This is a genomic window from Methylobacterium sp. D48H (assembly GCF_053345715.1).
This window is the reverse complement of sequence record NZ_JBKFAP010000001.1, coordinates 1193969-1219668: the sequence shown is the minus strand read 5'-3', so window position 1 is coordinate 1219668 and position 25700 is coordinate 1193969. Positions and strand designations below refer to the sequence as shown.

The following is a 25700-nucleotide window of genomic DNA, read 5'->3' as shown; positions in this document are numbered from 1 at the left end:
CGACTTTCCAGGCCGGCGCCGGCGGTCACGCCTCGCCGGTCTCCAGCGCCGCCGCCCGCACCGAGGGCAGGCAGGGATTGGCGTTGTCGCTGCGCCACGCGAGCCACAGCTCCGGCCCGGTCGTGGCCGGCAGGGCGATGGGCCGGAGCCGGATGTCGGCCATGCTGTTGCCCCGGGCGCTGCCCGGCACCAGCGCGACGCCGATGCCGGCGCCGACGAGGGCCAGCATCGCGTGGACTTGGTTCACCCGCTGCACGATCCGCGGCTGCACGCCCCCGGCCTCGAACAGCCGGTCGAGCAGGTCGATGAAGTAGCGCCCGCCCCGGGGCGACCAGGTCACGAAGGCCTCGCCGTCGAGGTCCCGTAGGGTCGGGGCGTGCGCCGCCGCGAGGCGGTGCCCGCGCGGGACCGCGAGCAGGAGCCGCTCGCGCGCCAGCGGCGCGGTGGCGATCGCGGATTTCGGATCCTGCAGGACCGGGGCCGGCCGCAGGATCGCGAGATCGGTGCGGTTCTCGCCCAACGCCAGGATCTGCTCGTCCGAGACCATCTCCTCCAGCACGAGATCGACCTCGGGCAGCGTCCGGCGGACATGGGCCACGACCTGCGGCAGCGTCCGGTAGGCCGAGGCGGCGGTGAAGCTGAGGCGCAGCACCCCGCTCTCGCCCAAGGCGGCGCGGCGCGTGATGCGCGCGGCGTTCTCGGCCGCCGCCAGCACCCGGTAGGCCTCGGCCAGGAAGGTGCGGCCCGCCGGGGTCAGGCGCACCGCCCGGGTGGTCCGCTCCAGCAGCGTCACGCCCAGCGTCTGCTCCAGCATCTGGATCTGCCGCGACAGGGGCGACTGGGTCAGGTGCAACCTCGCCGCGGCCCGGCCGAAATGCATCTCCTCGGCGACGGCGACGAAGCTGCGGGCGTGGCCGAGGTCGAACATTGATGCAGGATCCGGGATAATCCAGCCAAAATCAACGTTGGACGCATTTAACGCCGGCGCCTAACCCCGGACGCGACACCGAACGGTGCGTTCCAGGGAGAGAATCGATGGCGAGCATGACCCCGGCCGAGATGGCGCGCGTGCTGGGCTCCGGCCTGCTGTCCTTCCCGGTCACGCATTTCCGCGACGATCTCAGCTTCGACGAGACCGCCTACCGGGACAATCTCGGGCGGCTGGCCGACTACAGGGTGTCGGGCCTGTTCGCCGCCGGCGGCACCGGCGAGTTCTTCTCGCTGACGCCCGCCGAGATCGACCGCGTCCTGCGCGCCGCGGTCGAGGAGACCCGCGGCCGGACCCCGGTCATCGCCCCCGCCGGCCAGGGCACCGCCCTCGCGGTCGAGATGGCCCGGGCCGCCGAGGCCGCCGGCGCGGACGGGATCCTGCTGCTGCCGCCCTACCTCGTCGGCTCCGAGCAGGCCGGTCTCGCCGCCCATATCGAGGCGGTCTGCCGCGCGACCTCGCTCGGCGTCATCGTCTACAATCGCGCCAACGCCCAGCTCAACGAGCAGACGCTCGCCGGCCTGTGCGAGCGCTGCCCGAACCTCGTCGGCTTCAAGGACGGCGTCGGCGACGTCGAGCTGATGACCCGGGTCTACGCCGCTCTGGGCGACCGCCTGACCTATGTCGGCGGCCTGCCCACCGCCGAGACCTTCGCGCTGCCGTACCTGGAGATGGGCGTCACCACCTACTCCTCGGCGATCTTCAACTTCCTGCCCGAATGGGCGCTGTCCTTCTACGACAGCGTCCGCCGCCGGGACCGCGACGCCGTCTACCGGGAGCTGCGCGACTTCGTCCTCCCCTACATCGCGATCCGCAACCGCAAGCGCGGCTACGCGGTCTCGATCGTCAAGGCGGGCATGAGCGCCGTCGGCCGCCACGCCGGCCCGGTCCGGCCGCCGCTGACCGAGCTCGACGCGGCCGAGCGCGCCGAGCTGACGGCCCTGATCGGCGACCGCCGCTGAGCCCGCGCCTCGACACCCAAGACAGACCCGCCGAGCCAACGGCGGCCACGACCCGCCTCCCGGATCAACCGGGCGGCGACGAGCCTGGGAGAACGTCCATGAGTGCCAGTTCGACCGGCGCGCCGAGCACCCTGCTCGCCGCCGCCGACGCGGGTCGCCGCACCCGCGTCCGCCTGCTGATCGTCGCGATGCTGTTCGCCGCGACCACCATCAACTACGCCGACCGCGCGACCATCTCGATCGCCGGCCCCGACATGGCCAAGGAACTCGGCCTCTCGCCGGTCCAGATGGGCTACGTCTTCTCGGCCTTCGCGTGGTCCTACGTCCTCGCCCAGATCCCGGGCGGCTGGCTCCTTGACCGCTACAGCGTCAAGTGGGTCTACGCCGCCGCCGTCGCCCTCTGGTCGGCCTTCACGCTGGTCCAGGGCGCCGTCGGCTTCTTCACCGGCCTGACCGCCGTGGTGCTGCTCTTCGCCCTGCGGCTCGCCGTCGGCCTCACCGAGGCGCCGGTCTTCCCCGCCAACGCCCGGATCGTCGCCGCGTGGTTCCCGACCCGCGAGCGCGGCATGGCCTCGGCGTTCTTCAACTCGGCGCAGTACTTCGCCACGGTGCTGTTCACGCCGCTGATGGCGTGGATCGTCCACAATTTCGGCTGGCACCACGTCTTCACCAGCATGGGCCTGCTCGGCATCGCCTTCGCGGTCCTCTGGCTGCGCGTGGTCGACAGCCCGAAGAACCACCCGTCGATGAACCAGGCGGAGCGGGACTACATCGAGGCCGGCGGCGCGCTGCTCGACATGGACGGCCAGAGCCGGTCCAAGCAGGGCGATGCCGGCCGGACGCTGCGCCAGCTGCTCGCCAACCGGATGCTGCTCGGCATCTATGTCGGCCAGTACTGCATCACGGTGCTGACCTACTTCTTCCTGACGTGGTTCCCGGTCTACCTCGTCAAGGAGCGCGGCCTGTCGATCCTGCAGGCCGGCTTCGCCGCGGTGCTGCCGGCGCTCTGCGGCTTCATCGGCGGCATCCTCGGGGGCGTGATCTCCGACCTGCTCCTGCGCCGCGGCTTCTCGCTGACGGCGGCCCGCAAGATCCCGATCGTCGGCGGCATGCTGCTGTCGATGAGCATCATCGGCTGCAACTACGTCCAGGCGGACGCCCTGGTGGTCGGCCTGATGGCGCTCGCCTTCTTCGGCAAGGGCATCGGCGCGCTCGGCTGGGCGGTCGTCGCCGATACCTCCCCGCGGGAGAGCGGCGGCCTCTCGGGCGGCCTGTTCAACACCTTCGGCAACACCGCCGGCATCACCACGCCGATCGCCATCGGCTACATCGTCCAGAGCACGGGATCGTTCAACGGCGCCCTGGTCTTCGTCGGCCTGAACGCCCTCGTCGCCTGCTTCTGCTACCTCGTGGTGGTCGGCGAGATCCGCCGCGTCGAGCTCAAGGCCCACTGACCCGCACGCCGGACCGGCCCCGGCCGGTTCGGCCCCGCATCGATCCCGCCTCGCGCCCGGCGCAGACCGGCCGGGGGCCCCCGAGGAGGACGCCATGCTGAATGACAGTCGCCACGCCGCCCGCCACACGCCGACCGTGACCGCCATGAAGGTCGTGCCGGTGGCCGGCCACGACAGCATGCTGCTCAACCTTTCGGGCGCGCACGGCCCGTACTTCACCCGCAACCTCGTGATCCTGACCGACTCCACCGGCGCCACTGGCCTCGGCGAGGTCCCCGGCGGCGAGGGCATCCGCAAGACCCTGGAGGATGCCCGGGACCTCGTCGTCGGGCAGCCGCTCGGCGCCTGGAACGCGGTGCTCAACGCCATGCGGACGCGCTTCGCCGACCGCGACGTCGGCGGGCGCGGCCTGCAGACCTTCGACCTGCGCATCACCATCCACGCGGTCACGGCCGTCGAATCCGCCTTCCTCGACCTGCTCGGCCAGTACCTCGATGTGCCGGTCGCGGCGCTCCTGGGCGAGGGCCAGCAGCGCGACGCCGTCGAGATGCTCGGCTACCTGTTCTACGTCGGCGACCGCACCCGCACGGATCTCGGCTACCGCGCGCCGACGGCCCGCGACGGCTGGTTCTGCCTGCGGGACGAAGAGGCGCTGACCCCCGAGGCCGTGGCCCGGCTCGCCGAGGCCGCCTACGACCAGTACGGCTTCAACGACTTCAAGCTGAAGGGCGGCGTCCTGCGCGGCGAGGAGGAGATCGCCGCCGTCACCGCGATCCACGAGCGCTTCCCCAAGGCCCGCGTGACGCTCGACCCGAACGGCGCGTGGTCCCTCGCGGAGGCGATCCGCCTCTGCAAGGGCCAGGGCCACGTCCTGGCCTACGCGGAGGATCCCTGCGGCGCCGAGGGCGGGTTCTCGGGCCGCGAGATCATGGCCGAGTTCCGCCGCGCCACCGGCCTGCCCACCGCCACCAACATGATCGCCACCGACTGGCGCCAGATGAACCACGCGATCCAGCTCGGCGCCGTCGACATCCCGCTGGCCGACCCGCATTTCTGGACGCTCGCCGGCTCGGTCCGGGTGGCCCAGCTGTGCCGCGACCACGGCCTGACCTGGGGCTCGCACTCGAACAACCACTTCGACGTGTCGCTCGCGATGTTCACCCACGTGGCCGCGGCGGCGCCCGGCAAAGTCACGGCGATCGACACGCACTGGATCTGGCAGGACGGCGAGCGCCTGACCAAGGAGCCGCTGGCGATCCGCGGCGGCCTCGTGCGGGTGCCGGAGCGGCCGGGCCTCGGCATCGAGCTCGACATGTCGGCGGTGGAGGAGGCCCACGCCCTCTACCGCGACCACGGCCTCGGCGCCCGCGACGACGCGGCCGCCATGCAGTTCCTGATCCCCGGCTGGACCTTCGACAACAAGAAGCCCTGCCTGGTCCGCTGAGGCCCGGCCCGGGCCCGCGCCGTCAGACGCGCGAGCTCGGGCGGTAGAACGGCTCGTGCCGCGACGGGTCGATGTAGTCGGCGTAGAAGCGCCGCGCGTGGGGGAGCAGCGCCTTCGACAGCTGGCGCCGCTCGACCTCGTCGTCCGAGAGCGCCCGCGACAGGTCGTCGTGGAGCGCCTTCAGGGCGGCGTCGCGGTCGACCCGGGTGAAGCGGCCGTCCGCGTAGAGCACCTCACCCTCGCACAGAACCGCGGTGACGCCGCCGGTCTTGGCCCGCTGGATCACCGCGTCGAGGAGCGGCGTCTCCGGGTCGAGATACGGGTAGGCGATCTGGTCCCAGTCGATCAGGACCATGTCGGCGCCCTTGCCGACCTCGATCGTGCCGAGGCTGTCGCCGTAGGGGGTGGTGCGGGCGCCGCCGACGGTCGCCATGCGCAGCACCTGGGCCATGCTCGGCACGTCGGCCTCGTCCATGCCGGGCACCCGGTGGGCGCGCAGCACGAGGCGCATCTCCTGCAGCATGTCGCGGTCGTCGTTGATGCCGGCCTCGTCGAGGCCGATCGCCGTGTTGATGCCCTTCGCCTCGAAGCGGTTGAGCGCCGCCACGCCGGAGCGCAGCCGGAAGTTCGAGGAACAGTTGTGGCAGATGCAGGTGCCGGTCGCCGCCACCCGGTCGATGTCGGACTCGTTGAGCCAGACCCCGTGGCCGAGCGTCAGGCGGGGCCCCAGCATGCCGAACCGGTCGAGGTACTCGACCGCGGTCCCGCCGCCGCGCTTCTCCGCGTAGGCCTTCTGGTAGGCGGTCTCGACGAGGTGCATGTGCATCGGCACGTCGTAGGACTCGGACAGGCCGGCGAGGCCTTCGAGGGCCGCGTCCGAGCACCAGTGCAGGTTGGCGGGTGCGAGCTGGATCTTGGCCCGCGCGGCTCCGGCCTGGCCGCTATGCAGGCTGCGGAACAGCGAAAAGTTGTCCTCCAGGGACATCTGGAAGCGCTCGAACCAGCGCTTCATCGGGTCCTGCAGCGACGCCGGCAGGCTCGCCACGAAGTCCCTGTCGGCCTGGTAGACGAGGCGGTTCTGGTCGCGGACCGCGAAGCAGTACGAGACCCGCATGCCGATGTCGCGGTAGGCGCGCAACACCTCGTTGGAGCGCGCCTCGACCTCCTCCAGGCTGCCGGGCATCCAGCCGTGGATGTGCTGGACCGTGGTGATCCCGGAGCCGACCATCTCGAAGGCCGAGTACAGGGTGTCGAGGTAGAGGTTCAGGTTGCGTGCCACCATGCGGGTGACGAACCACAGCTCCAGGGGCATGTCGGGGGAGCCGAGCTGCACCGGGGTCAGGCCGACATGGTGGTGGCCGTTGACGAAGCCCGGCAGCAGGATCTCGCGGCCGGAGCCGATCACGGGTGCGTCGGGGTAGCGGGCGTGCAGGTCCGCGTAGGTGCCGACCGCGGCGATGACCCCGTCCTTCTGAAGAACCGCGCCGTCGGCGATCTCCTCCCAGCGATCGTGGTCGAGGGTGCGGGTGATCATCCGCCGGCTGCGGATCAGCGATGTGGCCATGGTCGTGTCCGTGTTGGGGGAGGGGGTCAGACGAGCGCTTCCTGCTCGGCGAAGGCCCGGTCGACCTCGTCGCGCAGGAGCTCGGTGAGGTGCCGCCGCAAGGCCTCCGCCTCGGGCGAGAACGGGTCGCGCGGGCGGGCGAGGTCGTTGCGGACGATCGTCTTGATCCGCCCGGGGCGGGCGGTGAACACCACCACCCGGTCGGCGAGCGCCACCGCCTCGTCGATGTGGTGGGTCACGAACAGCACCGAGGCGCCGCTGTCGCGCCAGACGTCGAGCAGGAAGTCCTGCATCTTCTGGCGGGTCTGGACGTCGAGCGCCGCGAAGGGCTCGTCCATCAGCAGCACCTTCGGGCGCATGGCCAGTGCCCGCGCCACCGCCACGCGCTGGCGCATGCCGCCGGACAGCTCGTCCGGCCGCTTGTCGAAGGCCTCGGCGAGGCCGACGCGCTGGAGCGCGGCCCGGGCGACGCTCCGCCGCTCGGCCTCCGGCACGCCCTTCAGCGACAGTCCGAAGCTGACGTTCTGCCAGACGCTGAGCCAGGGCAGCAGCGAGGTCTCCTGGAAGATCAGGCTGCGCTCCGGCGACGGGCCGGTGACCGGTTCGCCGAAGGCCAGGAGTTCGCCGCCGGAGGCGGGTTCGAGCCCGGCGATCAGGTAGAGCAGCGTGCTCTTCCCGCAGCCCGAGGGGCCGAGGAACACCACGAACTCGCCGGGCCGCACGGTCAGGTCGATGTCGCGCAGGGCCTCGTGGGCGCGGGCGGTGCCGGCCGCCCAGACCTTGGCGACGCCGCGGCACGCGACGGCGTCCTCGGATGCGGGATCAGAGGCCAAGGGAGGACCCCGCGTCGCGCGGCAGCCAGTACAGCAGCCGCCGCTGGACCAGCCGGAACAGCAGGTCGAAGGCGAAGCCGAGCAGGCCGATCAGCGTGATGGTGAAGAACACGAGCGACGGGTTGAAGGTGTTGCGCGCCAGCATGATCACCTGGCCGAGCCCGTAGCCGACGCCGGTCGCCTCGGCGACGAGCACCACCATCCAGGCGCCGAACAGGTTGAGGCGCAGCACCGCGAGCAGTCCCGGCAGGATCGCCGGCACGATCACCCGGGCGTAGATCTGGCGCTTCGACGCCCCCATGGTCCGCGCGACGTTGATGTAGTTGCGGTTGACCCCGTCGATCTGCTGGATGGTCGAGAGCACCATCGTGAAGAACAGGGCGATGAACACCATGAAGATCGCCGGGGCGTTGCCGATCCCGAACATGAAGATCGCGACCGGCAGCCACGCGATCGGCGAGACCGGCGCCAGCAGCGTGATGGTCGGCAGGGTCAGCCGCTCGAACAGCTTGAAGTAGCGGATCGCCACGCCGACGAGGATCGACAGGGAGGCCGCCAGGGCGAGGCCCGCCAGCACCCGGCCGGTCGAGGCGAGCACGGTGATCAGCACCGCCATGGCGGGGCTGGGGCCGGTATTCATCCCGGTGCCGATCTGCCAGCGCTGCGCGGTGTTGAAGAAGCGCGCTTGCTCGGCGAGGTTGCCGAGGAAGATGTGCGGCGGCGGCAGGAGCTTGGCGTCGGCGATGCCGAGCGCCCAGAGCAGCTCCCAGAGACCGGCGAAGCAGCCGACCGAGACCAGCATCCAGCTGGTCCGGCGGAGCAGGGGGACGAACCCTTCGGGCAGCGTGAGGCGTTGACCGAGCGGGAGGCGCGGCCGGTCCTGCGGGACGGCGGCCGCGCGGGCGAGGAAGGTGGCCATCCGCTCAGGCCGACTTCAGCTTGAGCTTGCCGTAGAGGTCCGGGTTCTCGGCGATGACCTGTTCAAGCAGGGTCCAGTCGATCGCGTCGCGGCCGGGCTTCTTCTTGATGTAGCCCATCTCGGCGACGGAATCGGTCCGGTCGAGGATGAACTGCGTCTGGTTGCGGGCGTCCACCACCGAGGGCTGCCGGCCCATGGCGAGCTGGGCGTTGCTCATCGAGGTCTTGTAGTAGGAGCCGACGAGCTTGTTCAGGGCGACCTGGGGGTCGCCCTCCGCCAGTGCCTGGGCCTTCATCATGCCCTTGATCAGGGCCTTCACGGCAGCCGGGTTCTTGGCGATCAGCTCGTTGCGGACCGCCAGCACGCAGTCGGTGTAGCCCTTGCCGTAGATGTCGGTCCCGTCGGAGAGCTTCACCGCGCCCTTCACGTCGGTGAGCAGCGCCGTGCCGTAGGGCTCGATGGTCGAGATGATGTCCAGCGCCCCGGCGCGAAACGCCTCCACGGCCTCCGGGGTCGAGCCCATGTAGCGGACGGTGATGTCCTTGAAGGCGACGCCGTTCTTCTTCAGCCAGTCGTAGGGCAGCACCTCCAGCGTATCGAGCTGGAAGGTCCCGAGCGTCTTGCCCTTGAGCTTCTCCGGGCTGTCGAGGCCGGGCTGGGCCACGAGCACGCAGCCCTCGATGCCGCCGCCGGCCACGATCTTCACCGGGGCGCCCGCGTCGTAGAGGGCCATGAAGCTCGTGTAGGGCATCACGCCGGCATCGACCTGGCCCATGCCGAGGAAGGTGACCTGATCCGAGAAGGTCGGCGTGTTGACGAAGTCGATCGTCAGCCCGTCATCCTTGGCGAGCTGCATCGCCTCGGCCAGGAAGAAGTTCAGGTTGCAGAAGCCGGTGCCGTGGGTCGCGCGGATGCCGGTGGCCGCCGCGGCCGGGCCAGTCAGGCCCGGGCCCACCGCCAGGGTCAGCGCGGCGGCGGTCCCGCCGAGGAAGCGCCTGCGGCTGGGCTTGAACCGCGTGAGATCCGGGACGCGATAATCGCCGTGACGGTCGCACATATCGACTCTCCTCAGAGGGCGGATCGCGCGATCCGCCGGACGGCGCGTGCCGGTGCTGAAACGGAGGGATCGGAGCTCGGGACAGGCTCAAGGCAGTCGCGGAGATCCGGTCGCCCGGCACCTCACCACATCGACGGCACGCCAACCTCTAGCCGCCGCCGGGGCGACGCTGCGCTGGTGAATACGAACCAAGAAGCGTGCCAGACGCGGGAATCTGCGGTGTTGGCGGCGCGCCTCGCCCGTCGGCGCTGTCGAGGAACGGCACCGCCGTCCTTGCGAGCGGAGCGAAGCAATCCAGCCGCGCCAGGCCTCCGGACATGGCGCTGCCCTGGGTCACTTCGCTGCGCTCGTGATGACGGAGGTGTCGCATCGACCGGTTCGACGCCCGCGAAAGCGGCTGTCTGCCGCCGGCGTGTTCAGCCGGGCTCTTCAGTCAATGCCGGTCCCGCGCGGGCGAAGAACGCGCGGAGCGGGCCCTCGGGCAGCATCCCGAGCCTCGCGCACAGGCGGTCGTCGGGCGCCCGGTCGGCGCCGCGCTACGCGGCCACGAGGTTGAAGGTGCGGTCGGCCGGGGCGAGGCTCACCCGCCGCCCCCAGTCGAAGGCGACGAAATCCTGCTCGATCCCGTCCGAGAACACCACGCCGCCCTCGTTCATCCGCGACACCACGGTGAGGGGCGATCCGGCGAACTTGCCGCCGCGGAGGTCGGTGCCGGTGGCGACGCTCGGGAACGGCTCGCGCACCCAGTAGCCGAAGGCCGCCTCCTCGATGCCCACCTCCACGGTGAGGTGCGTCGCCTCGCTGATCGAGCGCGCCCAGCCGGTCAGGCCGGTGCCCGAGGCCACGATCAGACCGCTCGACGAGTGGTCCTCCGCCCGCGCCCCGTCGTCGATGCGGTAGCGCGCCGATTGGTGGCTGCGGTGGCCGACGAAGATCTCGTTCAGGGCGAGCAGCCGCTCGCCGCCGTCGAAGGTCGCCTGCACCATGGTGCGCCGCTGGAGGGGCGCGGCGCCGGCCGCGCTGGCGGGCAGGAGCGCGCGCAGGGCCTCGACCCGCGCCCGGGCCAGCACGCCGTCGTAGAGGTCGGGCGCCGGGTTGACGCCGACCACCGGCTGCCCGTCGAGGTACTTGGCGACGTTGGCCACGAGCCCGTCCTGTCCCACCGCCACGACCACGTCCTCGGGGGCGAAGAGGAAGCGGTCGAGGTCGGGGCGCTTCACCAGGGCCTGCCGCCAGTCCAGCGGCACGGCGGACCGGGCCTCGGCGAGCACGGCCTGGAACTGCGCGTGGCGTGCCTCGACCTCGGCGAGCGTCTGGCCCCGGCTCTCCAGGAAGAACCGGACCTGGCCGCGGGTCGCGTGCCGGGCGATGAGCAACTCGTAGTCCGTGTCGCGGATGACGAAGACCACGCGGGGGGGGATGGCCGGCACGGCGGACCTCCTCAGCGCGGCGCGAGCCGCGGGGACAGCGCGCCCCGGAACTCGCCGAGGACGGCCGCCAGCAGGTCGGGCGTGACGTTGACGTGCTCGATCGTCTCCAGCTTGCCGGCGAGTTCCCGGGCCGCCAGCCCGAGCAGGACGGCGGGCGGCATGTCCCGGTAGACGGCGGCGCGGCGCTGCTCTGCGTCGGCTCTGGCTCCCTCGACGAGGCGGATCCGCTCGGCCTCCGCGGCCGCCTCCAGGCCCCGCGCCTCCGCGACGCCGGCGGCGCGGTCGCGGGCGTTCTCGGCCTCCTGCGCGATCAGCACGGTCTCGCGCCGGGCCAGCTCGGTCTTCGTGGCGAGCTCGTTCTCCGCGATGGCGCGCTCCTTCTCGACCGCCAGGGCGCGCCGCGCGAAGGTCGCCTCGTCGGCCTTCTGCTGCAGGGCCTCGAAGGTCGGTGTCTGCAGGGCGCGCTCCAGCTCGCTCGTCGGCGCGAGGTTGGTGAGCCGCACCGACACCGCCGCCACGCCGATCTCGGCCAGCGCCGGGGCGTCGGACAGCACCCGTTCCAGCACGGCGCGCAGCGGCTCCGGCCCGGCGTCGAGGAGGGCGCCGATCGGGCTCGCCCCTAGATACTGGAGCGCCGCCTGGCTGGCGATGCCGCCGAGGCGCGCCTCGATCCGCTCGATCGGCTCGCCCTGCATGCGCCCGGTTCGGAGGTCGATCGAGAAGTCGACCCGGCTCGCCAGCAGCTCCGGATCGACGACGTGCCAGCCGATCGTCCCCTGGACCACGACGGTCTGGAAGTCCCGGCTGCGGCCGCGGACGAAGAGCGTCATCTCGCGGTCGTCCACCGGCACCTCGCTGATACTGGCGGTCTCGGGCCGGAACCAGAAGACCAGACCCCGCCCGCTCTGCCGGACACGGCCGTTGCGGAAGCGGATGATGTGGCTGCTCGCCTCGCTCCGGAGCTGGGCGATGACACCGATGTTGCGGACCGTAGCCATGATGGGCTCCTCGAAGCGCTCTCCGCCGAAGTGGATACCGGTTCGGGTCAAGAGAGCGCGTTGAAACAAAGGCTTAGAACTGGCCTGACCTGTCGAAGCGGAAGAGTTCGGCGGGGCGGAACGCCGTCCCGGCCTCGCGGGCGCCCGTCGGCGCGATCCAGCCCCGGTCGCGCATGCGGCGCCGGAAGGCGGATTTGTTGAGGGGCGCGCCGCGGATCGCCGCGTGCACGTCCTGGAGCTGCCGGAGGGTGAAGTGCTCCGGGAGCAGCGCGAAGCCGACATCCGTGTAGTCGAGCTTGCCGCGCAGCCGCTTCACGGCGAGCGCGAGGATGTCGGCGTGGTCGAACGCGAGGGCGAGGGGTGCGCCGTCCTCCGCCTCGGCCGAGACCGGGCCGCCGGACTCGCCCGCCCAGGGCACGACCAGCGCCGCCGCCGCGAGCCCGGCACCGCCCGCCAGGGCCTCGGCGAAGGCCGATTCCGGCAGCAGCGCCAGGTAGGCCACCGAGACGATCCGCATCCGCGGATCCCGATCAACGGCGCCGAAGGTGTAGAGCTGCTCGAGCCGCGCCCGCCCGATGCCGGCCTTATCGCGCAGGACGCGCTCCGCGGCGGCGTCGAGGGTCTCGGCGATGCCCACGAACCCGCCCGGCAGGGCCCAGAGGCCCGCCTGCGGCTGCTGGCCCCGCCGCAGCAGGAGGGCAGCGAGCCGGCCCGCCCGGATCCCCAGCAGGACGAGATCGACCGCCAGGGCGGGCCGCTCGTAGGCCGCAGGATCGTAGCCTGCCAGGAACTCGGACTCGGTCATCGGTCTCTTCTGCTCAACTTGAGCATAACTAAGACGCAGATTGCGCATATGTCAAGCCGAGAGCGGATTTGCCGGGAAGCGCCGCGGGACGCACAGCTCCGCACCGGCTCCGCACAGATCCGCCCGGGCGCGGCCGGCCGGTGCGGTCCGAGCCTGGAAAAGGGCGAAGCTTCTCGTGGCGACGGAGGGGCTGGCGCGGGAGCTTCAGCGGCGAGCCGGCATCGATCCGCCGGCGCAGGAGGTTTCCCCGATGCCGTTCTTCGCTCCACGATCCGCGGTCGAGTCCCCCCGCAACGCCGCGCTGTCACCGCTCTTCCTCGCGCTGCTGGCGCTGCTCATCATGCTGGCCTCGGCCCACGCGGCGCCGGGCCGAGACCGGGGTGGCCTCACGCTGCGCGGGCCGGCCGGCACCGCGCCGGTCGAGGCCGTCCAACTGGCGACCGACATCAGCGTCGACGTCAGCGGCCCGACCGCCCGGGCCACCGTCACCCAGGCCTTCCGCAACGTCACGGCGGACTGGGTCGAGGGCACCTACCTGTACCCCCTGCCGGAGGACGCGGCCGTCGACGGGATGAAGCTCGTCGTCGGCTCCCGCGTGATCGTCGCCGACATCCGCGAGCGGGCGGCGGCCAAGCGCGCCTACGAGGCCGCGAAGGCGGCCGGGCAGTCGGCGGCGCTGACCACGCAGGAGCGGCCCAACGTCTTCACCAACGCGGTCGCCAATATCGGCCCCGGCGAGACGGTGGTGGTCCAGATCACCTATCAGCAGACGATCCCCGTCTCGGGCGAGACGCGGACGCTGCGCCTGCCCCTGGTGGTCGCGCCCCGCTACAATCCGGCCCCCGCCCCGGTGGACGCGGTCTCCCTCCACGGCGTGGCCGAAGCGGCCCGCGACCCGGTTCCGGATCGCGCCCGGATCAGCCCGCCGGTGCTCGACCCGGCCCTGTCGTCGCCGACCAACCCGGTCGCCGTCACCGTGCGGCTGCAGGCGGGCTTCCCCGTCGGTGACGTCCGCAGCGCGACCCACGCGATCCGCGTGACCGAGACCGGCCCGGAGGCGCGAACGGTCACGCTCGCCGACGGCGTCGTCCCGGCCGACCGCGACCTCGAGCTAACCTGGGCGCCGGTCCCGAGCCGGGTGCCCGGCCTCGGCCTGTTCCGCGAGACCGTGGCGGGCCGGACCTACCTGCTGGCCGCCGTGAGCCCGCCGGCGATCGAGACCGACACGACCGCCCGGCCGGCGCGCGACGTCACCTTCGTCATCGACAATTCCGGCTCGATGTCGGGCGCCTCGATGCGGCAGGCCAAGGCCGGGCTGCTCGCCGGTCTCGCCCGCCTGACCCCGTCGGACCGCTTCAACGTCATCCGCTTCGACGACACCTGGGACGCGCTTCATCCCGCGCCCGTCCCGGCGACGCCGGAGGCCCTGGCGCAGGCCCAGGCCTTCGTCGCCGCTCTGGAAGCCCGCGGCGGCACCGAGATGCTGGCGCCGCTCAAGGCGGCCCTCGCCGACCCGCACCCCGAGGACGGGCGCGTCCGGCAGGTCGTGTTCCTCACCGACGGCGCCGTCGGCGACGAGGAGCGGATCTTCGCGGCGATCCACGCCAATCTCGGGCGCACGCGCCTGTTCATGGTCGGCATCGGCTCGGCGCCCAACGGCCACCTGATGCGCCACGCCGCCGAGATCGGCCGCGGCAGCTTCACCGAGATCCGCGACCTCGCGCAGGTCGGCGAGCGGACCCGCGCGCTCTACGAGAAGCTGGAATCCCCCGCCGTCACCGACCTGACCGCGACCTTCTCGGTTCCGGGCGTCGAGGTCACGCCGGGCGCGCTGCCCGACCTGTATCGCGGCGAGCCGCTGGTCTTCGCCGCGCGGCTGCCGGGGGCGGCCGAGGAAACGGCCCGCGGGACCGTGACCGTCTCGGGCCGGGTGGGCGGCCGGACATGGACCCGGACGCTCCCCCTCGCCGAGGCGGGTGCGGGCGCCGGCATCTCCAAGGTCTGGGCGCGATCCCGGATCGGCGAGACCGAGACGGCGCGCATCACGGGGCGCCTCGGTGCGGACGCGGCCGACGCCGCCATCCTGGCGCTGGCCCTGGAGCACGGCCTGACGACGCGGCTGACCAGCCTCGTGGCCGTCGACGCCACGCCGCGCCGCGCGCCCGGCACGCCCCTCGTCGCCGCCGACCTGCCGCTGAACCTGCCGGCGGGCTGGGACTTCGCCAAGGTGTTCGGCACGGACCGGCCGGGCGCCACGCCCGCCGACGACGGGGCAGCGCGGATCGTGCCGATCCGGGCCGAGGGCGCGGCGGTCGACCTGCCGCGGACCGGGGCCGGCATCGTGGCGCAGCTCGGCCTGGGCCTGCTCCTCGCCCTGCTGGGTCTCGTGCTCGGCACCGGCCTGACGATCGGCGGCCGGCGGACCGGGGACGCGCGATGAGCCGGCGCACGGTGACCGGACTGGGGAGGGTCCTCGCGGCCCTCCTCACCCTCGCGGGGCTCGGTTTCGCGGCGCAGGCCGCCTGGATCCCCGCCAAGGCCGCCCTGGCCCAGCTGCTGCTGGAGCGCGCCTTCGCCCGCACCCTGGCCGAGGGTCGGCCCGCCCGGCCCTGGCCCTGGGCCGACACCGAGCCGGTCGCCCGGCTCACCGTCGCGGGCCGCAGCTTCGTGGTGCTGCGGGGCGGGAGCGGCCAGGCCCTGGCCTTCGGCCCCGGCCACCTGGACGGCACCCCGGAGGCCGGCGCGCCCGGCACCGCGGTCATCGCCGCCCACCGCGACACGCAGTTCGCGGTGCTGGGACAGCTCGGCCCCGGCGATCCCGTCACGGTGACCGGCCGCGACGGCCGGACCCTGCGTTTCCGCGTCACCGGCACGCGGGTGGCCCGGTGGGACGCGTCGGGCATCGACCCGCAGGCCCCGGGGCGGCATCTCGACCTCGTCACCTGCTGGCCCCTGGAGGCGCTGCAGGCCGGCCCGCTCCGGCTGATCGTCGAGACCGAGCTGGCCCCGGAGCCGGAGCGTTCCTGACGGCTCGGCGTGGACGGTCAGCTTGGCCGCGCTTGCGCGAATGTGCGGTTTCGTGCGGATCTGTGCGGGTCAAGCCCGTGCGAGCCGTGCCTGTGAGCGAGATCGAACTGTCCGAGGCGCAGAGCCGCGCCATTGCCCAGACCGTGCGCGAGGCGCTGGCCCGCCGGCGCATCTCCCGGCAGACGCTGGCCGAGGAGGCCCGGATCAGCATCTCGACCCTGGAGAAGGCGCTCGCCGGCCGCAGGCCCTTCACCCTGGCGACGACGATCCGCCTGGAGGAAGCCCTGGGCCAGTCCCTGCGCCAGGAGACGGGGCGACCGGCCCCGGAGGCGGCCCGTCACGCGCCCGACGAGCTCGGCTCCTACTCGCGGGAGAGCGTCGCCTGGATCGAGGGGCGCTACCTCACCCTGCGTCCGTCGTTCGGGTCGGCGGGCGCGATCTTCGCCTACCGCACCGAGATCGCCTGGGACGCGGACGCGGCCCGCCTCGTCTTCCGCGAGGCCGAGCGGCTCGACGCCCCCTTCGCGCAGTCCGGCAGCGTCGCCGTGCCGAGCCAGTCGGGCATGATCTACCTCGTGACCAACTGGCACGGGCAGCACCGCCTCGCGGTGCTGTGCCGCCCCAACATCCAGGGCGAGATGTACGGGGTCCTGACGACGCTCCACGCCGGGCGCGGCACGCAGCTGACCCCGGCTGCTGCGCCCCTGGCACTGCTGCCCGAGCAGGCTGGCGCACACGGGTACGGGCGGATCGGGCCGGAGGCGCCGGGCTACGCGCTGTACCGGGCCTATCTCGCCCGGGTGCACGACGACGGCTACGCCACCTTCTTCACGGGCGTCGCTTGACGGGGTCTGACGGGTGAGCCCGAAGGCGCAGAGCGCGGCGGGCTTGGAGCGGGTACCGGGAATCGAACCCGGGTATTCAGCTTGGAAGGCTGCTGCTCTACCATTGAGCTACACCCGCGCGGGCGGATCGTTAGCACGCCGGGTCGGCCGTGAGAAGGTGGGTCGGGATCGCCGCCGCGCGGGCGACGTCCCGAAACCGCGACGTCGCCGGCCGGCTCACAGGCACGGATTCATGACCGGCTCGCGCGGGATCGAGAGCAGGTCGTCGACCTGGGCGCGCAGGCCCGCGGCGCCGCCGGTCCGCAGGGCCTCGTACAGGGCCTCCGCGTCGCGGCCGCAGACCGCGCCGGGCCGCTGCTCCGGTTCCGTCATCCCGTCGCGCGACGGGACGGCCCCGTCCGGGGCGTTGTCGGCGATGAAGCGATCGATGCGCGCGAGCGCGGCGCGCAGTTCCTGCTGGAAGTCCGGGTCGGCGCCGGCGTGGCACGCCTGTCCGACGGTGCGCATCGCCTGCAGGATGCCGCGCATGCACAGCACCGCACCCTTGCCGGTCCGGTCGACCTTCGTGACAGTGTCGCCGCGCCGAATGGTCTGGATCCCGTTCACGAGCGCCTCCGCCGATCCCGGTCCGGCCTGACCGGGGGCCTCCGAGGCCACGGCCAGGAGCGCGCAGGCCGCGGCGGCGCAGCCGACGATCAGGGATCGCGGTCGGGACGGCGTGCGTGTCGTGAGGCGCATGGATCCGGTGCCGTCTCCACCGCGCGACCGCGGCAACATCCGCGCGCGCTCAACCCAGGCCCAGGGCGGCGCGGGCCTCCGCGGGCGTGGCGACGCGGCGGCCGTGGCGCGCCACCGCCTCGGCGGCGAGGCCGACGAGCTCGGCGTTGCTCGCCGCCAAGCGGTCCTTCGTCACCCGGATGTTGTCCTCCAGGCCGGTGCGGACCGCGTCCGCCCCGCGGGCGAGCGCCCAGTCCATCACGATCGCTTGGTTGCGCCCGATCCCGGCCGCCGTCCAGGTCGCCTCCGGCAGGATCCGCCGGGTCTCGGCGAGCAGGATGTCGAGGAGGTGCTCCTCGGCCGGCATCGCGTTCTGGACGCCCATGACGAACTGCACGTGCGGGCGCGCGTCGATCAGGCCCGCCTCCACCAGCCGCTTGGCGCCGTGCAGGTGCGAGAGGTCGAAGATCTCGATCTCGGGACGGACGCCGTACTGCTTCATCTGGCCGGCGAGGTCGGTCACGAGGCTCGCGGAATTCTCGTAGACGATCGTCGGGAAGTTCACCGAGCCGGTGGACAGGGAAGCCATGTCGGGCCGGTGCTTGAGCGAGAGGCCGCGGGCGGCCGGGTCGCGCCCGCGCCCGCCCGTCGAGAACTGCACGATCATCCCCGGGCAGTGCCGGCGCAGCCCCTCCTGCACGGCGGCGAACCTGTCCGGATCGGAGGAGGGCGACTCGTCGTCGTTGCGCACGTGGATGTGGCAGAGCGTGGCGCCGGCCTCGAAGGCCTGCTGCGTCGACTCGATCTGCTCGGGCACGGTGACCGGAACGGCCGGGTTGTCGGTCTTGCGCGGCACCGAGCCGGTGATCGCCACCGCGATCACCACGGGCGCGTCGCTCCGGGATCCTGCCATTCGCCTGTCCTCCCTGCCGCATCGGGCTTCCGCGACCGGGATAGCGCCGCGGGATCCGGATCTGAACCGCCCGGCGCGGGCGGCAGCTCCGTGTGCGGGACATCTCCGACCGGATGACAGCCCGGACTTGAGTCTTGCGGGCGCTTGCCGCACCTCTCGACCCGCGAGGCACACGATGAACGACACCGTCCTGGTCCTGAACGGGCCGAACCTGAACCTGCTCGGCAAGCGCCAGCCGGAGATCTACGGCCGCGAGACGCTGGCCGACGTCGAGGCCCTGTGCCGCGAGACGGCCGCCGGCCTCGGCCTCGCGGTCGATTTCCGCCAGAGCAACGCCGAGCACGTGCTGATCGACGCGATCCACGAGTACCGCGTCGGCTCGGCCGGCATCGTCATCAACGCGGGCGCCTACACCCACACCTCGGTCGCCATCCTCGACGCGCTGAACACCTGCGAGGTGCCGGTGATCGAGTGCCACATCTCGAACGTTCACCGCCGCGAGGCCTTCCGCCACCATTCCTACATCTCGCTCGCGGCCACGGCCGTGCTGGCGGGATTCGGCACGCACGGCTACGCGCTGGCGATCCGGCACCTCGCGCATCTGCGGGCCGGCAGACCTGCGTGAGGCGCGGATAGCGCCGCGATCAGGGTTGACGCTGGCGGAGACAGGGCGGAGGAGGGCGGTCAGGCCCTATTCCCACGCGATCTCTCTGGCCGGACCGGTTCTCAAGGCCCCGGAGAGCGCCCCAAGCGGAGCGCGCACGCCGCATGACCAGCCCCTTCCTGCCCCTCGACCGGAAAGTGATCGCCCGCGAGGCGGCCAAGATGTTCCTCGAGATCGAGGCGGTGCTCTTCTACAAGGACGAGCCGTTCAAGTTCACCTCGGGTTGGGCGAGCCCGGTCTACACCGACAGCCGGAAGATCATCTCGTTCCCGCGCCTGCGCTCGACGCTGATGGATTTCGCCACCGCCACCATCGTGCGCGAGATCGGCTACGAGAAGCTGACCCACATCGCCGGCGGCGAGACCGCCGGCATCCCCTTCGCGGCCTGGATCGCCGACCGGATGATGCTGCCGATGCAGTACATCCGGAAGAAGCCCAAGGGGTTCGGCCGCAACGCCCAGATCGAGGGCGAGATCGTCGAGGGCGCCCGGACGCTGCTCGTCGAGGACCTCGCCACCGACGGGCGCAGCAAGGTCAATTTCTGCAAGGCCCTCCGCGATTCGGGCGCCCAGGTCGATCACTGCTTCGTGCTGTTCTACTACGACATCTTCCCCGACAGCGCCGCGCTGATGGAGGAGATCGGTATCAAGCTCCACTATCTCACCACGTGGTGGGACGTGCTGGCGGTGGCCAAGGAGATGGGCACCTTCGACCCGAAGACGCTGGCCGAGGTCGAGCGCTTCCTCAACGCGCCGGCGGAGTGGTCGGCGGCCCATGGCGGCATCTCCGCCTTCGGCCAGGCCTGAGGGGCATCCCGCGATGAGCGTCGCCGACCTGTTCCCCGCCGAGCGCCAGGACGCGAAGACCGTCGACCGGATCACGATCCGGCGGCCGGACGACTGGCACATCCACCTGCGCGACGGCGCGATGCTGAAGGCGGTGCTGCCCTACACGGCGGCGCAGTTCGCCCGGGGCATCATCATGCCGAACCTCGTGCCGCCGGTGACAACGGTCGCCGCGGCGCAGGCCTACCGGGAGCGCATCCTGGCGGCCCTGCCCGCCGGCATGGACTTCACCCCGCTGATGACCTGCTACCTGCGGGACGACACCGACCCGGACGAGATCGAGCGGGGCTTCGCTGAGAAGGTCTGGGTCGCTGCGAAGCTCTACCCGGCCGGGGCGACCACGAACTCGCACGCGGGCGTCACGGACCTCGTCGGCATTACCCCCGTCCTGGAGCGCATGGAGCGGATCGGCATGCCGCTCCTGATCCACGGCGAGGCGACCGACCCGGAGATCGACATCTTCGACCGCGAGGCCGCCTTCATGGAGGGCAGCTTGATCCCGCTGCTCGCTCGCCATCAGGGGCTGAAGGTCACCGTCGAGCACGCCACCACGGCGGAGATCCTCGACGTGGTCCGGGAGCACCGCGGCCGGTGCGCGGCGACGATCACGCCGCACCACCTCGTGATCAACAGGACGCACATCTTCCAGGGGGGGCTGCGCCCGCACCTCTACTGCCTGCCGGTGGCCAAGCGCGAGCGGCACCGTTTGGCCCTGCGCGAAGCCGCGACCTCCGGCGAGGCCTGCTTCTATCTCGGCACCGACACCGCGCCGCATGTCCGCGGGGCCAAGGAGGCGTCCTGCGGCTGCGCCGGCGTGTTCTGCGGGCCTTCCGCGCTCCAGACCTACGTGCAGGTCTTCGACGAGGAGGGGGCGCTCGACAAGTTCGAGGCCTTCGCGTCGCTCAACGGCGCCCGCTTCCACGGGCTGGAGCCGAATGCCAAGACCGTCACTCTCGAGCGGCGGGAGAGCCGCATCGCCGAGGCCGTCGCGGTCGACGACACGGCAGTCGTCGTGTTCCGCGGCGAGGAGACGCTGCCCTGGTCGGTGGTATAGCGAATCAGGGCGATGGGTGCGCTCCGTCATCGCGAGCGCAGCGAAGCGACCCAGGGATGCGCGACATCGGTGATCGTCGCGCGACACTGGATCGCTTCGCTGCGCTCGCAACGACGATGATCGGCACTCCATCCAATCAGCCAGAGCCATCTTTGCCTGGATCCAACCTCCGGTTACCGATCTTCCGTTGATCCGGGGGAGGGCAAGATGCAGGACGCGCGACAGGACGGCATCACCGCCATGGGCGCGGTGGACCTCGCGGCCGCCATTCGCGGCCGGGTCGTCTCCTGCGCGGAGGTGATGCGCGCCTATCTGGAGCGGATCCACCGGATCAACCCGCAGGTGAACGCCCTCGTGGGCCTCGCCGACGATGCCGCGCTCCTGCGGGAGGCCGAGGCCGCCGACGCCGCGCTGGCGCGGGGAGACGCCGTCGGGCCGCTGCACGGCTTCCCGCTGGCCGTGAAGGATCTCGATCCGGTCCGCGGCCTGCGGTTCACGCAGGGCTCCCCGATCTTCGCCGACCGGGTCGCCGACACCGACTCGATCATGGTGACGCGCCTGCGCGCCGCCGGGGCAATCTTCATCGGCAAGACCAACATCCCCGAGTTCGGCCTCGGCTCGCACAGCTTCAACCCGGTCTACGGCGCCACCGGCAACGCCTACGATCCGGCCAAGACCGGGGGCGGCTCGAGCGGCGGCGCCGCGGTCGCAGTCGCCTTGCGGATGCAGCCGGTCGCCGACGGCAGCGACCATGCCGGCTCCCTGCGCAACCCGCCGGCCTTCAACAACTGCTACGGCCTGCGCCCGAGCTGGGGCCGGATCCCCGCCGAGGCCAAGGACGTGTTCAGCCCGAACCTCGGCGTGCTCGGGGCGATCGGGCGCACGCCCGGCGATATCGGCCTGATGCTCTCGGTGCTGGCGGGCTACGACCCGCGCTGCCCGAACGCCATTCGGCAGGACCCGTCCGCCTTCGCGAGCCCGCTCGCCCGCGACTTCCGCGGGACCCGGATCGCGTGGCTCGGGGATTGCGGCGGCCAGATCCCGTTCGATCCCGGCGTGCTCGACGTCGGGCGTTCGGCGCTCGCCACCTTCGCGGAGATCGGCTGCACCGTCGAGGAGGCGATGCCGCGCTACGACATGGAGACCCTCTGGCAGGACTGGCTGGTGCTGCGGGCCTTCACCGTCGCGGCGAACCTCCGCCCGTTCTACGACGAGCCCCGCCACCGGGCCTTGCTGAAGCCGGAGGCGGCCTGGGAGGTCGAGCGGGGGCTGGCGCTCGGCGCCGACCGGATCATCGCGGCGCTGGAGGGGCGCACCCGCTGGTACGAGACCCTGCGCCGCTTCATGGAGACCTACGACTACGTGGTCATGCCCAGCGCCCAGGTCTTCCCGTTCGACAAGGGCCTGCGCTGGCCCGAGACGGTGGGCGGACGGGCGATGGACACCTACCACCGCTGGATGCAGATCACGATCCCCGCGACGATGTCGGGCCTCCCGTCGCTCGCCGTGCCGGCGGGCTTCGGCGAGGCCGGTCTGCCCACCGGCATCCAGATCGTCGGCCCGAACCACGGCGAGCTCGCCTGCCTGCAACTCGGCGCCGCCTACGACGCGGCGAGCAACTGGGTCCGCCGCTTCCCGCCGCCGCTGAACTGAGGGGCGGCTCGACGATCCAGCCGGCGCAAACAAGCGCCGGACGCGTTGACCCGCTCCGCGCTCTCCGCTAAGAGGCCCGACACTTCGCGTGCCGACCATGAGCCAGTTCCGGATCATGTGGCCGCCGCGGGGCAGGTTCGGGTTTCCGATGACGACGGTCCTTATTGTAGCGGTAGCGTCACCGACGGGGCGGCCCTGAACGAGGGCCGCGATCCGGGCGGTGGCGCATGCAGGGTCCCTCGGGGCCCTTTTTTGTTGCCCGCGTCCGGGCGGGACAGGACTGGGACGGACGGAGATCCGGGGCGAGAGGCACCTTCGGGCGAGGCGGAGACCGCCCCGCGTGACGGGGGTGCCGGGAGAGAGGACGGGGCAGGGCGGCGATCACGGGATCGCGGTGGCTCCGGAGAGCGCGAGGAGACGAGCATGGGCGGCGAGGTCATGACCGGGGCCGAGATGGTCATCCGGGCCTTCCAGGATCAGGGTGTCGACACGCTGTTCGGGTACCCGGGCGGCGCCGTACTTCCGATCTACGACGCGCTCTTCCACCAGAACGCCGTCAAGCACATCCTCGTCCGCCACGAGCAGGGCGCCGTCCACGCCGCGGAGGGCTACGCCCGCTCGTCCGGCAAGGTCGGCTGCGTCCTCGTCACCTCGGGCCCCGGCGCGACCAACATCGTCACCGGGCTCACCGACGCGATGCTGGATTCGATCCCGCTCGTCTGCATCACCGGCCAGGTCCCGACGCACCTGATCGGCACCGACGCGTTCCAGGAATGCGACACGGTCGGCATCACGCGCCACTGCACGAAGCACAATTACCTGGTCAAATCGATCGACGACCTGCCGCGCATCTTGCACGAGGCGTTCTACGTCGCGGCGAACGGCCGGCCGGGCCCGGTCGTCGTCGATCTGCCCAAGGACATTCAGTTCGCCTCGGGCCTCTACGAGCGTCCGGAGATCGCGAGCCACAAGACGTACCGCCCGGCCGTGAAGGGCGACGCCGACCGGATCCGCGCGGCCGTCGAGCTGATGGCGACCGCACGGCGGCCGGTCTTCTACACCGGCGGCGGCGTGATCAACTCGGGCCCAGAGGCCTCGCGGCTGCTGCGCGAGCTCGTCCGCGAGACCGGCTTCCCGATCACCTCGACCCTGATGGGGCTCGGCGCCTATCCGGGCACGGACGAGAAGTTCCTGGGCATGCTCGGCATGCACGGGACCTACGAGGCCAATCTCGCGATGCACGAGTGCGACGTGATGATCTGCGTCGGCGCGCGGTTCGACGACCGGATCACCGGCCGGCTCGACGCGTTCTCGCCCTTCTCCAAGAAGATCCACATCGACGTCGACGCCTCCTCGATCAACAAGGTCGTGAAGGTCGATGTCGGGATCGTCGGCGACTGCGCCTCGGTGCTCGGCGACATGCTGGAGGCGTGGCGCGCCCTGCCGTCGCGGCCCGACAAGTCGAACCTCGATCCGTGGTTCCAGAAGATCAGCGCCTGGAAGGCGCGGGACTGCCTCGCCTACTGGCCGTCGGGCACGATCATCAAGCCGCAATACGCCGTGCAGCGCCTCTACGAGGCCTGCAAGGACCGCGAGACCTACATCACCACCGAGGTCGGTCAGCACCAGATGTGGGCCGCCCAGTACTTCAAGTACGACGAGCCGAACCGCTGGATGACGTCGGGCGGCCTCGGCACGATGGGCTACGGCCTGCCGGCGGCGATCGGCACCCAGCTCGCGCACCCGAACGGGCTCGTGATCGACATCGCGGGCGAGGCCTCGATCCTGATGAACATGCAGGAGATGTCGACGGCGGTGCAGTACCGCCTGCCGATCAAGGTGTTCATCCTGAACAACGAGTACATGGGCATGGTCCGCCAGTGGCAGGAGCTGCTGCACGGTTCGCGCTACTCGCAGAGCTACTCGGAGAGCCTGCCGGACTTCGTGAAGCTCGCGGAGGCCTACGGTGCCAAGGGCATGCGCTGCGAGAAGCCTGGCGACCTCGACGGCGCCATCGCGGAGATGCTCGCCCATGACGGCCCGGTGATCTTCGACTGCATCGTCGACAAGACCGAGAACTGCTTCCCGATGATCCCGTCGGGCAAGGCGCACAACGAGATGCTCCTGTCCGATTACCTCGGCGAGACCGGCGTCGAGCTCGGCGACGTGATCTCCGAGGAAGGCAAGATGCTGGTGTGAGGGCGGGCGGCCCGGCGTCACCGCCGGGCCGCGATCCGCCGCTGCGGCGGCGATGGGTCGAACGACGAGGACGAGACCGGCGATGAACGCGATGAACACCCACTACCCCGATGTCGTCCGCGTCGAGCCGGTGAACCGGCACACGCTGGCGGTGATCGTCGACAACGAGCCCGGCGTGCTCGCCCGCATCTCGGGCCTGTTCTCCGGCCGAGGCTACAATATCGAGAGCCTGACCGTCTCCGAGACCGAGGAGGCGCGCCACATCTCGCGCATCACCATCGTGACCACCGGGACGAACGCCGTGATCGAGCAGATCAAGGCGCAGCTTGACCGGCTGGTTCCGGTGCACCGGGTCGTGGACCTCACGCTCCAGGGCAACGCCATCGAGCGCGAGATCTGCCTCGTGAAGGTGAAGGGCGAGGGCGAGCACCGCAGCGAGGCCCTGCGGCTGGCCGCCGCCTTCGGCGCCAAGACGCTGGACGCCACGCTCAACTCCTTCGTGTTCGAGTTGACCGGTGCCACCGAGGAGATCGACCGGTTCGTCCGCCTGATGAGCGTGATCGGGCTGGTGGAGATCTGCCGCACCGGCATCTCCGCGATGGGGCGCGGGGCGGAGCCGCTGTAGGATCCGGCGGCCCGAATCTGCTACGATGCGCCGTCCCCGCAGGAGGCGGAGCGATGGAAGCCAAGGTCATTCGCTGGGGCGACGATCTCGCCGTGCGGCTCAGCAGTGCGGAGGCCGAGGAACTCGGCATCCGTGAGGGCGAGACCGTGGAGATCGTCTCGAAGCGCTCGCCGCAGCCCGAGCCGACGCAATGGGCCGGGCGTCGGTATGTCGACGGGCTGCCGGTCTACACCCTCGAGGAGATGATCGCCGAGGCCCGGCGTCTGGGCCCGGAGGCCGAGCCGCCGACGGTCGATTGGGGACCGGATCGCGGGTCCGAGATCATCGATGACGACAACGACCCATACTGACTGGCAGCCGAAGCCGGGCGAACTCCTGCTCGTCGATCTTGAGCCGGTTCGCGGCACGGAACAAAAGGGTATTCGGCCCGCGCTTGTCGTGTCGGATCCGAACATGAACCAGTTGACGCGTCGCGTGATTGTCTGTCCGATCACGCGCAATCCGCATCCGTGGCCGACGAAAGTGTTCCTGCCGGCGGGCCTTTCCGTCACTGGCGCTGTCTTGGTGGATCAAGTCCGCTCGATCGACAGGGCTACACGCATCCTGAGGAGTCTTGGCAGCGCGCCCGATGAGATCGTGGCCGACGTGCGCGGCAAGCTCAGGACGCTGCTCGGCCTTACGGTCTGAGATACGCGCGCTCTTCG

General features: G+C 71.5%; 24 protein-coding genes and 1 tRNA gene. 14 read left to right on the top strand and 11 right to left on the bottom strand.

The window, feature by feature from the left end; translation table 11 throughout:
- Positions 1-25 precede the first annotated feature (25 nt).
- Positions 26-928, bottom strand: a complete 903-nt coding sequence (locus ACLBX8_RS05950) for a LysR family transcriptional regulator (RefSeq protein ID WP_091679325.1) — start codon at positions 926-928, stop codon at positions 26-28.
- 107 nt (positions 929-1035) lie between these two features.
- On the opposite strand from ACLBX8_RS05950, the gene kdgD reads away from it, so the two are divergent.
- The 3 genes from kdgD to gudD all read left to right on the top strand — a co-directional run bounded on the left by kdgD (position 1036) and on the right by gudD (position 4848).
- Entirely contained in the window at positions 1036-1950 is a 915-nt protein-coding gene (gene kdgD, locus ACLBX8_RS05945; protein ID WP_427507325.1) for a 5-dehydro-4-deoxyglucarate dehydratase, read from the top strand.
- Between the two features lie 98 nt (positions 1951-2048).
- Positions 2049-3404, top strand: a complete 1356-nt coding sequence (locus ACLBX8_RS05940; RefSeq protein ID WP_447714737.1) for an MFS transporter — start codon at positions 2049-2051, stop codon at positions 3402-3404.
- A 94-nt stretch (positions 3405-3498) separates the two neighbouring features.
- Entirely contained in the window at positions 3499-4848 is a 1350-nt protein-coding gene (gene gudD / locus ACLBX8_RS05935) for a glucarate dehydratase (RefSeq protein WP_447714736.1), read from the top strand.
- Between the two features lie 22 nt (positions 4849-4870).
- On the opposite strand, the gene ACLBX8_RS05930 is transcribed toward gudD, so the two are convergent.
- From ACLBX8_RS05930 to ACLBX8_RS05900, 7 genes are all read right to left on the bottom strand, one after another.
- The gene (locus tag ACLBX8_RS05930; protein ID WP_447714735.1) at positions 4871-6412 is read right to left on the bottom strand and encodes an amidohydrolase family protein; all 1542 of its coding nucleotides are present in this window, start codon (positions 6410-6412) and stop codon (positions 4871-4873) included.
- Between the two features lie 26 nt (positions 6413-6438).
- The gene (locus tag ACLBX8_RS05925) at positions 6439-7245 is read right to left on the bottom strand and encodes an ABC transporter ATP-binding protein (protein ID WP_447714734.1); all 807 of its coding nucleotides are present in this window, start codon (positions 7243-7245) and stop codon (positions 6439-6441) included.
- Entirely contained in the window at positions 7235-8164 is a 930-nt protein-coding gene (locus tag ACLBX8_RS05920) for an ABC transporter permease (protein ID WP_447714733.1), read from the bottom strand. The genes ACLBX8_RS05925 and ACLBX8_RS05920 overlap by 11 nt, the downstream gene beginning before the upstream one ends.
- A gap of 4 nt (positions 8165-8168) precedes the next feature.
- Positions 8169-9221, bottom strand: coding sequence for an ABC transporter substrate-binding protein (locus tag ACLBX8_RS05915; protein WP_020090738.1), 1053 nt, complete (start codon positions 9219-9221; stop codon positions 8169-8171).
- 536 nt (positions 9222-9757) lie between these two features.
- Positions 9758-10651, bottom strand: coding sequence for a hypothetical protein (locus ACLBX8_RS05910; RefSeq protein ID WP_447698351.1), 894 nt, complete (start codon positions 10649-10651; stop codon positions 9758-9760).
- Between the two features lie 11 nt (positions 10652-10662).
- Positions 10663-11649 carry an SPFH domain-containing protein gene (locus tag ACLBX8_RS05905; protein WP_447698352.1) on the bottom strand — a complete coding sequence of 329 codons (987 nt, stop codon included), beginning with the start codon at positions 11647-11649 and terminating at the stop codon, positions 10663-10665.
- A gap of 73 nt (positions 11650-11722) precedes the next feature.
- A complete protein-coding gene (locus tag ACLBX8_RS05900) occupies positions 11723-12454 on the bottom strand; it encodes an NUDIX hydrolase (protein WP_447698353.1) in 732 nt (243 codons plus the stop codon).
- A gap of 250 nt (positions 12455-12704) precedes the next feature.
- On the opposite strand from ACLBX8_RS05900, the gene ACLBX8_RS05895 reads away from it, so the two are divergent.
- The 3 genes from ACLBX8_RS05895 (at position 12705) to ACLBX8_RS05885 (ending at position 16326) form a co-directional block, all read left to right on the top strand.
- A complete protein-coding gene (locus ACLBX8_RS05895) occupies positions 12705-14894 on the top strand; it encodes a marine proteobacterial sortase target protein (RefSeq protein ID WP_447698354.1) in 2190 nt (729 codons plus the stop codon).
- Complete coding sequence (locus ACLBX8_RS05890) at positions 14891-15481, top strand: class GN sortase (RefSeq protein ID WP_447698355.1); 591 nt, start codon at positions 14891-14893, stop codon at positions 15479-15481. Before ACLBX8_RS05895 ends, ACLBX8_RS05890 begins: the two co-directional genes overlap by 4 nt.
- Before the next feature lie 92 nt (positions 15482-15573).
- Positions 15574-16326 (top strand): helix-turn-helix domain-containing protein, encoded by a 753-nt coding sequence (locus ACLBX8_RS05885; protein ID WP_447698356.1) that lies wholly within the window; start codon positions 15574-15576, stop codon positions 16324-16326.
- Positions 16327-16370: 44 nt separating this feature from the next.
- Here ACLBX8_RS05885 and ACLBX8_RS05880 read toward each other — a convergent pair.
- The 3 genes from ACLBX8_RS05880 to ACLBX8_RS05870 all read right to left on the bottom strand — a co-directional run bounded on the left by ACLBX8_RS05880 (position 16371) and on the right by ACLBX8_RS05870 (position 17956).
- A tRNA-Gly gene (locus ACLBX8_RS05880) sits at positions 16371-16444 on the bottom strand.
- Between the two features lie 98 nt (positions 16445-16542).
- Positions 16543-17064, bottom strand: a complete 522-nt coding sequence (locus ACLBX8_RS05875; RefSeq protein ID WP_447698357.1) for a hypothetical protein — start codon at positions 17062-17064, stop codon at positions 16543-16545.
- A 49-nt stretch (positions 17065-17113) separates the two neighbouring features.
- Positions 17114-17956: a BKACE family enzyme gene (locus tag ACLBX8_RS05870; RefSeq protein ID WP_331299386.1), complete on the bottom strand. Its 843-nt coding sequence runs from the start codon at positions 17954-17956 to the stop codon at positions 17114-17116.
- A 175-nt stretch (positions 17957-18131) separates the two neighbouring features.
- Here ACLBX8_RS05870 and aroQ point away from each other — a divergent pair, with 175 nt between their 5' ends.
- The 8 genes from aroQ to ACLBX8_RS05830 all read left to right on the top strand — a co-directional run bounded on the left by aroQ (position 18132) and on the right by ACLBX8_RS05830 (position 25683).
- The gene (gene aroQ / locus ACLBX8_RS05865) at positions 18132-18581 is read left to right on the top strand and encodes a type II 3-dehydroquinate dehydratase (protein WP_091977797.1); all 450 of its coding nucleotides are present in this window, start codon (positions 18132-18134) and stop codon (positions 18579-18581) included.
- Between the two features lie 143 nt (positions 18582-18724).
- Positions 18725-19426 (top strand): orotate phosphoribosyltransferase, encoded by a 702-nt coding sequence (locus ACLBX8_RS05860; protein ID WP_056531596.1) that lies wholly within the window; start codon positions 18725-18727, stop codon positions 19424-19426.
- 13 nt (positions 19427-19439) lie between these two features.
- Positions 19440-20519 carry a dihydroorotase gene (gene pyrC, locus ACLBX8_RS05855; protein WP_447698358.1) on the top strand — a complete coding sequence of 360 codons (1080 nt, stop codon included), beginning with the start codon at positions 19440-19442 and terminating at the stop codon, positions 20517-20519.
- A gap of 207 nt (positions 20520-20726) precedes the next feature.
- Positions 20727-22172 (top strand): amidase, encoded by a 1446-nt coding sequence (locus ACLBX8_RS05850; RefSeq protein WP_447698359.1) that lies wholly within the window; start codon positions 20727-20729, stop codon positions 22170-22172.
- A 423-nt stretch (positions 22173-22595) separates the two neighbouring features.
- Positions 22596-24371 carry an acetolactate synthase 3 large subunit gene (locus ACLBX8_RS05845; protein WP_100250623.1) on the top strand — a complete coding sequence of 592 codons (1776 nt, stop codon included), beginning with the start codon at positions 22596-22598 and terminating at the stop codon, positions 24369-24371.
- Between the two features lie 82 nt (positions 24372-24453).
- A complete protein-coding gene (gene ilvN / locus ACLBX8_RS05840; RefSeq protein WP_447698360.1) occupies positions 24454-24996 on the top strand; it encodes an acetolactate synthase small subunit in 543 nt (180 codons plus the stop codon).
- Between the two features lie 53 nt (positions 24997-25049).
- Positions 25050-25346 (top strand): AbrB/MazE/SpoVT family DNA-binding domain-containing protein, encoded by a 297-nt coding sequence (locus ACLBX8_RS05835; RefSeq protein WP_447698361.1) that lies wholly within the window; start codon positions 25050-25052, stop codon positions 25344-25346.
- On the top strand, positions 25324-25683 hold the full coding sequence (locus tag ACLBX8_RS05830) for a type II toxin-antitoxin system PemK/MazF family toxin (protein ID WP_447698362.1): 360 nt from the start codon (positions 25324-25326) through the stop codon (positions 25681-25683). The genes ACLBX8_RS05835 and ACLBX8_RS05830 overlap by 23 nt, the downstream gene beginning before the upstream one ends.
- Positions 25684-25700 lie beyond the last annotated feature (17 nt).

Bases quoted from the DNA above. Each gene is read 5' to 3' on its own strand.
- ACLBX8_RS05905 (WP_447698352.1), bottom strand. From the start codon at position 11,649: ATGGCTACGGTCCGCAACATCGGTGTCATCGCCCAGCTCCGGAGCGAG.
- ACLBX8_RS05850 (WP_447698359.1), top strand. From the start codon at position 20,727: ATGCAGGACGCGCGACAGGACGGCATCACCGCCATGGGCGCGGTGGAC.
- aroQ (WP_091977797.1), top strand. From the start codon at position 18,132: ATGAACGACACCGTCCTGGTCCTGAACGGGCCGAACCTGAACCTGCTC.
- ACLBX8_RS05915 (WP_020090738.1), bottom strand. From the start codon at position 9,221: ATGTGCGACCGTCACGGCGATTATCGCGTCCCGGATCTCACGCGGTTC.
- ACLBX8_RS05860 (WP_056531596.1), top strand. From the start codon at position 18,725: ATGACCAGCCCCTTCCTGCCCCTCGACCGGAAAGTGATCGCCCGCGAG.
- ACLBX8_RS05835 (WP_447698361.1), top strand. From the start codon at position 25,050: ATGGAAGCCAAGGTCATTCGCTGGGGCGACGATCTCGCCGTGCGGCTC.
- ACLBX8_RS05895 (WP_447698354.1), top strand. From the start codon at position 12,705: ATGCCGTTCTTCGCTCCACGATCCGCGGTCGAGTCCCCCCGCAACGCC.
- ACLBX8_RS05890 (WP_447698355.1), top strand. From the start codon at position 14,891: ATGAGCCGGCGCACGGTGACCGGACTGGGGAGGGTCCTCGCGGCCCTC.
- ACLBX8_RS05900 (WP_447698353.1), bottom strand. From the start codon at position 12,454: ATGACCGAGTCCGAGTTCCTGGCAGGCTACGATCCTGCGGCCTACGAG.
- pyrC (WP_447698358.1), top strand. From the start codon at position 19,440: ATGAGCGTCGCCGACCTGTTCCCCGCCGAGCGCCAGGACGCGAAGACC.
- gudD (WP_447714736.1), top strand. From the start codon at position 3,499: ATGCTGAATGACAGTCGCCACGCCGCCCGCCACACGCCGACCGTGACC.
- ACLBX8_RS05845 (WP_100250623.1), top strand. From the start codon at position 22,596: ATGGGCGGCGAGGTCATGACCGGGGCCGAGATGGTCATCCGGGCCTTC.
- ACLBX8_RS05940 (WP_447714737.1), top strand. From the start codon at position 2,049: ATGAGTGCCAGTTCGACCGGCGCGCCGAGCACCCTGCTCGCCGCCGCC.
- ACLBX8_RS05930 (WP_447714735.1), bottom strand. From the start codon at position 6,412: ATGGCCACATCGCTGATCCGCAGCCGGCGGATGATCACCCGCACCCTC.
- ACLBX8_RS05950 (WP_091679325.1), bottom strand. From the start codon at position 928: ATGTTCGACCTCGGCCACGCCCGCAGCTTCGTCGCCGTCGCCGAGGAG.
- ACLBX8_RS05830 (WP_447698362.1), top strand. From the start codon at position 25,324: ATGACGACAACGACCCATACTGACTGGCAGCCGAAGCCGGGCGAACTC.
- ACLBX8_RS05875 (WP_447698357.1), bottom strand. From the start codon at position 17,064: ATGCGCCTCACGACACGCACGCCGTCCCGACCGCGATCCCTGATCGTC.
- ilvN (WP_447698360.1), top strand. From the start codon at position 24,454: ATGAACGCGATGAACACCCACTACCCCGATGTCGTCCGCGTCGAGCCG.
- kdgD (WP_427507325.1), top strand. From the start codon at position 1,036: ATGGCGAGCATGACCCCGGCCGAGATGGCGCGCGTGCTGGGCTCCGGC.
- ACLBX8_RS05920 (WP_447714733.1), bottom strand. From the start codon at position 8,164: ATGGCCACCTTCCTCGCCCGCGCGGCCGCCGTCCCGCAGGACCGGCCG.
- ACLBX8_RS05870 (WP_331299386.1), bottom strand. From the start codon at position 17,956: ATGGCAGGATCCCGGAGCGACGCGCCCGTGGTGATCGCGGTGGCGATC.